Consider the following 6,805-nt stretch of genomic DNA (forward strand, 5'->3'; position numbering starts at 1 on the left):
AGGTGTGCGCAAATGGATACAACGGACGCCCGCAATGGCAGCGGGACTGACTGATCATAGATGGACATTAAAAGAACTGTTTACAACTGTCGTTGTCGGCGAACAACACTCAGGAGGGTGACCATCTGCTTTTTTGTTTGATAATATCGTAGTAGAGCAGAATGCGTTTGATGTAGCGAACCGGCTCTGTTCCTCTGGCATAACCATACCTTGTCTCCTTATAATATCGTTTTAAACGGAGCAAGGGCAGAGCTTTTTCCATTGCAGCCCATTGATGCTGATTCCAGCCTTGCTGCTGGCAAATTTTCTGGGCATCACGCACATGACCATACCCAATATTATAACTGGCTAAGGCAAAGAGCAGCCGGTCATATGGGTCAGGAATATCAGTAAAACGACCATAAAGTTTGGCAAGATATCCCACACCGGCCCGGATACTCTGCGTCGGGTTCAACCGATTTTTCATCCCCATTTCCCGGGCTGTGGTCATGGTTATCTGCATAAGCCCGCGTACACCGGTATGGCTCTTTGCCTTTGGGTTAAAATGAGACTCTTGATACATCATGGCCGCAATCAGACGCCAATCAAAGCCATATTTTTTTGCTTCCCTGCGGATACTGTTTTTGTACTTGGGAAGACGGGTTTTCAGACGCTTATGAAATTTTTTCAGATCCACGTAGTCAAAGATGCTCACATCTCGGTAATACCGCTCATAGATCTTGGCAAAGACACCGTTCTCTTCGATTGACTCAAAAAAGGCATTGATCTCGTCAAGGAGCCTGGTTTCTCCCTTCCGTACAGCCCACGCAATTGTTTGCGGCTCCTCAATGGGAAAAGCAATGCGTATGTCAGGATAATACCGCTGATTTAACAGGGCAATATTCGAGTCAGCCACAGTCACTTCAATTGTCTGCTCTGCAACCTGACGAATCAACTCCTCTGTTGGTACTGTATTATCCAAGTCTGTTTGTAATGAATAACCGTCTTCCTGAAGTTCACGAATTCTTTCTGTATAAGAGGTTCCTGCCCGGAGATGAATAACCTTTTTCTCCAGATCAGCCAGCTCATGTATTGTATTATTCTCTTTATGGATAATAACCTGCTGTTGTACATCCAGATGTCCGTTGGAAAAATCAGCGAGATCTTCCCGCAACGGCGTGACAGTCAGGCCGGCAGCAATAAGATGGGCATCACCTGCATCAAGCCGTTGAAATAGAGTATCCCAGTCCGGGGTCACGACTTCCAGTTCAACACCGAGATAATCGGCAAAAGCCTGTGCCAGATCATATTCAAAGCCCATGTACTCTTCTCTATAACGATAGTACACATGGGCACTGTTCGTCATAATGACACGGAGTTTCCCCTGTTCCTGAATCTCCCGCATGACCCCTGTTGATTGCCAGGAACCTGGGAAAACAAGCCACAGAAGCGTACCGCAAACCGCTATAGAGACGATAATCAGGAATAATAGATGGAACGTTTTCTTCCTCATTGTACATTAATCATTGGCATGATTTGTTTTCTCTTCACCCTCCGTTAAAACGGTGGGCTATGTTCGTGGTGTCCCTTCAATTCATTGTAAGCACTTTGACTGTCAGTTACAATATGCAAATCAATGTGTCGTCGGCCTTGCATTTACGCTTTCCTTTCTTTGCATTATGGTGCGTAGAGCTGCCTTGATGGATACCATGAAAGAGTGGTAGCCTGCAACCGGAAAGAGTGAAGAGAAAAGGGCGAACACAGGGATTCGCCCCTACGGAACCCCGGCCACCCTGCCAGCATGACGGATATCAATGTGGTATGATGGGTGCGATAGGTGAAAGATCGCAGATCTCCAGCATGTAGCGGCCATAGGAAAGCAGGCTTGCCACGAACAGCTCATACGACGTGTTATCAATGAAATTCACTGTCACGTCCGCATCCAGGCCGGTCAGCACCATGTCCGTCCCTGTGGGAGGAATAATCACCTCCGGGCCGAGCTGCCCATCAAGGGGGCCGACCGCAAGGGAAATCTGTTCATCTGGCCGATAGACCGCCTCAAATCTGCACATCACCTGTTCCCCGGAATAATTGCTCACCACCAGCGGGCCGTCTGTATTATCTCCCGTAACAAACAACTTGGGCTGTTCTAGAGTGACAACATTGGTAGACCGCAGATGCCTGGAATACTCGCCAATACGCACCTGCCCATTCTTTGTGTAGCGTGACCGCACCGCAATGGTCTTCTCCACATTGGGAGGGACTGCGGCTGCCTCGCCGAAATCAGGGGTGATGATAATCTTTGAGGGGGTGTTGAGGCTGATCTTTGCCTGCTGCACAACATTGTCCTCGGCATCGGTCAGGAAAACGCCCTGGGTCGGGTCTGCGGCATCAAAACCGATATTGGAGCCGTCCAGACGGAAGCCGTAATCCGGGCGAATCCAGTCGGCAATGTTGCTGTTTGTGTCATAAGCCGCACCGATATCAGGAGTCTTTTCCGAATACGGCAGACGCTCATATTCTGCCTGCTGCGCTACTTGCTGTTTCAGCACAACAGAAGGCTTTGCCTTGACATCAACAGGGTTGGGCGGCAGATCGTCAGTGGGCTGATCCAGGCGAACAGGCAGGGTGGTGACAAATGACATGAACCCGGCAAGATTGATGGTGTTGCCACGGGCAAGCTGGCGGATCACCTCATCACGGAATGCCTCAAGCACCGCTCTGGCCGTGTCAGCCGGGATGGTGGGGTTATGCAGGTTGATCTGCTCTGCCAGGGCATCATAGTCCAGGGTCTCCAGCGCAATGGGGCGTGCAGTGTAGGAAGGCGGATTGGTCAGATAGTAGGGGATGACTTTGTATGGGATCGGCATGACGTGCTCCTTGTGTTGAAGGTATAGATTTATACCGCGTACCGGCACCTTACCGGTAGCATTATTTTTTAGGATAAAACTTTCAGGCAGATACCGCAAGCAGTAAGATGGGAAGATGAAATGCATGGTTGGATGATGATCCTCACGCCCGTCAGCGTTCGACCCCGACGCCCGTCAGCGTTTGACCCCGACGCTCGTCAGCGTTTGATCCTGACGTTCGTCAGCGTTTGATCCTGACGTTCGTCAGCGTTTGATCCTGACGTTCGTCAGATATTTTACCAATGCGTGGGTTCGCAGGAAAGGGAGAGTGTAGGGGCAGTTCCCCGTGCCTGCCCGTGATGATATAGGGTAGACACAGGGGTCTACCCCTACGGTGCCGGGGTGGTATAGGGTAGACACAGGGAATCTACCCCTACGGTGCCGGGTAATTGCGAACAAGGCCCTTTCCCTTTAATTCGTTGTAACCACCTTGATGGTCAGTTACAATATACGAACTCAAGTGAAGCGCACTGATCTGTATCTGCACAATATACTGCGGACAAACCCAAGAACAAGGAACACCCATGAACACAATACGACTGGCCCTGATCGCTGGAGGCACATCGGGCGAACGCGAGGTCTCCCTGAAAGGAGCTGCTGGAGTAGAACAGGCCCTGAGCAAAGACAAATATGAGGTAATACGCTATGACCCAGCCACTGATCTGGCCCGGTTAGCTGCTGATGCACAGCAGATTGATGCGGCCTTTATCCTGCTGCACGGCATTCATGGCGAAGACGGCACGGTTCAGGGCATGCTGGAGTTGCTGGGGATTCCCTACCAGGGTTCAGGCGTGTTGGGCAGTGCCCTGGCAATGGATAAGAACCTGGCCAAGACCATGTACCGCTTGCATGGCCTGCCTGTTGCGACCTGGGAGATGGCAGACAAAGAACACATCACCGACCCAGCCCCGCTGCTGACTCAACTCAACCTGCCTGTGGTGGTTAAGCCCATCCGACAGGGTTCATCTCTGGGCATGTCTGTGGTTCGGGAGGCAGACCAGCTCGGCCCGGCCCTTGCTACGGCCTTTGAGCATGATAATCAGGTCATGGTGGAGGAGTTTATTCAGGGACGGGAGATCACAGTGGGGGTGCTCGGCAATGATGAACTCATGCCCCTGCCCCTGGTGGAGGTCATCCCGGATGCAAAGTATGATTTCTTTGATTACGAGGCCAAGTACCAGCCCGGTGCCAGCTGCGAGGTCTGCCCGGCAGAGGTGGAGGACAGCATTTGCGCTAAGGCCCAGGAGTATGGGCTTACCGCCCACAAGGCTTTGCAGCTGCACGGCTACAGCCGCACCGATATGATTGTCCGGGACGATGAGATCTTCCTCCTGGAAACCAACACCATCCCTGGCATGACCCCGACCAGTCTCCTGCCCCAGGCTGCTGCCCAGGCCGGGCTTGACTTCCCGGCCCTGCTGGATCGGTTGATTGCTTTGGCTATGGAGTAATCTCCCACGCAGGAAGCGGCAGGAGTTGTGAAACGTTATGAGGAGTTCTGTGAAGAATAGGCTGAATGCATGGACGGGCCATCGTTGTACACGGTCACCACCTCGGCCTTACGGAGAACCTGCTTGCGTTCGGTATTGATATACCCTTTTCTTTCCTGAGCAATGATCTCTTCGTTTTCCCGGGCAGGATCATGTTGGGTGGCAATGACCTTGCATTGCTCCATTGTGGCCTTGTTGTCTGGGAACTCCAAAGGCTCAACATGGCAGGATCGGAGTAGACGCAGAAGCTTTCGCTGCACAGCACGGGTACTCTTGACAAAGCGTTGCCCGGTCTTGCCCAGGGATTCCTCTTTGTCCTGAATATTCTTTTCCAGGTTATCAAAGGCATCCAGAACCTCAAACAAGCCAAGTAACAGCTTCTGTTCTCCTTGTTCAGCAGCCTGCTTCTGCTCCTTGTTGATCTGCTTCAGCTCTGCAATCTCCCGCTGGAATCCGATCAACTTTTCCCGCAAGAGCACATCCGGTGCTGCCTTTCCTCCCTTGTCTGCTCCCTTGTCCGGCATGGTCATACCTGTTTATCAGAAAGATCCCCGTCTGCCCAGGAAGCTCTTCCCTGTTCTGCATCCTGTAACAACGGCTCAACATCGACCGTATAAATGAAGTCAAGGAGTCTGCGGGTGGCAGGATGCATCAGCTGTTTCCTTGCCTCTGCAATATCATGGGCAGAGCATGTATTTTCACGCAGGGCTACAGCCGAGGCCTGCACTATCTCCTGTGCTGTGGCCTCTGGGCTGACATTCAACAATCTATAGGGATTATGGGAATTCATGGGGCCTCCAGTCGTTCTTCCAATTCATCCGCAAGCAGGGTAATCTTCTTGATCATCCTGTGCTCAGGATCAACCTGTAAAGCACCTTCCAGCAGCTGACTGACCATAAAAAACGCTGACTCAATATCAGGATAGTCTCCTGCCTCAACCTGCTCAATGACCTGGGCAGCAAAGACAAAAAACTGGTCCACCACACCTTGGTAGGAACTCTTTTTCGCTATTCGGGATGCCTTGCTCAACTTGCCAGCACTCATGGTCTGGTGCAGGGAGAAAATCTCTGCATCCATCCGGGCATCATCAAGGGTCATACGGGCAAATGTGTCATCCGGGTTCAGGCTGACTGCTTGCTCCATCATATGCTGGAGTGCCGTACCATCAATGTTCCTTGTATTATGCAGGAGAACCGCCTGATGCGTCAACAGTGAACAGAGTGCTTTTTTGACGGCCTTGGTTGGAGAATGCTCATGCAGGTCTGTTAACACATGAACACAGACTGTTAATTCATCCGGATTCAGATACCTGTCTTCCTGGTCAAGGGCAGCAAGCAACTCCTGCTCCAGTCTGGCAGAATGGGGAGGCAGGGGCAGGAGACCTGTGAGCACCTTTTCTGCTTCCTTGTAGCGTCCCTGATCCAGGGCATATATCCCGCAGGCAATCTTCAGGCGGGCCAAGCCGTAAAGGAAAAAGGGTTCTGCCTTCTTGTACTTGCTCTTCTTATGGAAAACATCTTGTTTCAGCGATGCAAATGCATTGTCTGCCGCCTCTCCCTGGTGGGCCAACTCACGAGCCAATAACAGGGCCGGGCCAACCGAGGAATACCAGGCACCAGCAGCAAGGTACTCTTCATCTTCCTGCTCTGTAACGATTCCCCTCCCTCTTTGCACCAGATGAAAAATTTTCTCAGCAATACCAGCCTGCCAGGCCAAGGCCGGGGTATAGAACGGCAGTTCCTCGGGCTCTTTCTTTTTCTCGTTGTTTGCTTTGGCAACAACCTTGAGCACAGCATAGTCCTCTTCCCAATGACGGATAAATAATGCCCCCTGTTCCAGCTGTTGGTCAGCATATTTCCGCACCATGGTTTCACCAATCTCAAGGAGCTCAAGGCGATACTGCTCTCTGTCCCCTGGTGTTTCCGGCTTATTGGCCAAAGAATGAAAAAGGGAAGGATGAAAAAGAAAGGAAAGCCAGCAATCAATGAAATGATGCACAGCAGCAGGTTCGGTCTGCCTGCCCTCTTGGTTAAGTACCAGATAGGCGGCCTTGGCATGCAGTTCCAGTACAACAGGGTGGAGGAAATCCGGTCCCAGATTCACTTCCCGCATTTCCCGGACCTGCCCTGCCTGCCAAAGCTCCACCAGCAATTGGGCTCGTTCAGAGCCAGTCGCTCTCAACGGATCAGCTGGCGGATCAGCTCTTTCCTTCTTATGCAAAGCGGATAATGTGTTATCTTGAGTTGTTCCGACCATTCTTCGAGCCTTTTTCTTTCTTCTCAACGCTCAGGTTCCAATTTAAGGGTGTTGAAAAGAATATCTCAACGCCACACAAAAACAGTTGCTTAGATAATAAAAAGCCTGTATAATGAGGAAAAGTCAATAATGTTAAACCTTTTACTCATTTCAGGTGTTATGCACAATAAA

6 protein-coding genes are annotated in these 6,805 nt (G+C 51.1%); 1 reads left to right on the forward strand and 5 read right to left on the reverse strand.

Annotated features, from left to right (window positions below):
* Positions 1–109 precede the first annotated feature (109 nt).
* Positions 110–1,492: a membrane-bound lytic murein transglycosylase MltF gene (mltF, locus tag L2082_RS17690; RefSeq protein WP_446010321.1), complete on the reverse strand. Its 1,383-nt coding sequence runs from the start codon at positions 1,490–1,492 to the stop codon at positions 110–112.
* A 298-nt stretch (positions 1,493–1,790) separates the two neighbouring features.
* Complete coding sequence (locus L2082_RS17695) at positions 1,791–2,849, reverse strand: HU family DNA-binding protein (RefSeq protein WP_446010322.1); 1,059 nt, start codon at positions 2,847–2,849, stop codon at positions 1,791–1,793.
* Positions 2,850–3,412: 563 nt separating this feature from the next.
* Here L2082_RS17695 and L2082_RS17700 point away from each other — a divergent pair.
* Positions 3,413–4,339, forward strand: a complete 927-nt coding sequence (locus L2082_RS17700) for a D-alanine--D-alanine ligase family protein (protein ID WP_446010323.1) — start codon at positions 3,413–3,415, stop codon at positions 4,337–4,339.
* A 35-nt stretch (positions 4,340–4,374) separates the two neighbouring features.
* On the opposite strand, the gene grpE is transcribed toward L2082_RS17700, so the two are convergent.
* The 3 genes from grpE to L2082_RS17715 are packed head-to-tail and all read right to left on the reverse strand — an operon-like array spanning position 4,375 to position 6,634.
* Positions 4,375–4,902 (reverse strand): nucleotide exchange factor GrpE, encoded by a 528-nt coding sequence (grpE, locus tag L2082_RS17705; protein WP_446010324.1) that lies wholly within the window; start codon positions 4,900–4,902, stop codon positions 4,375–4,377.
* Between the two features lie 2 nt (positions 4,903–4,904).
* Complete coding sequence (locus tag L2082_RS17710) at positions 4,905–5,168, reverse strand: hypothetical protein (protein WP_446010325.1); 264 nt, start codon at positions 5,166–5,168, stop codon at positions 4,905–4,907.
* Entirely contained in the window at positions 5,165–6,634 is a 1,470-nt protein-coding gene (locus tag L2082_RS17715) for a hypothetical protein (protein ID WP_446010326.1), read from the reverse strand. The genes L2082_RS17710 and L2082_RS17715 overlap by 4 nt, the downstream gene beginning before the upstream one ends.
* Between the last annotated feature and the right edge of the window lie 171 nt (positions 6,635–6,805).

The sequence above is a fragment of the Candidatus Electrothrix sp. genome (genome assembly GCF_052785085.1).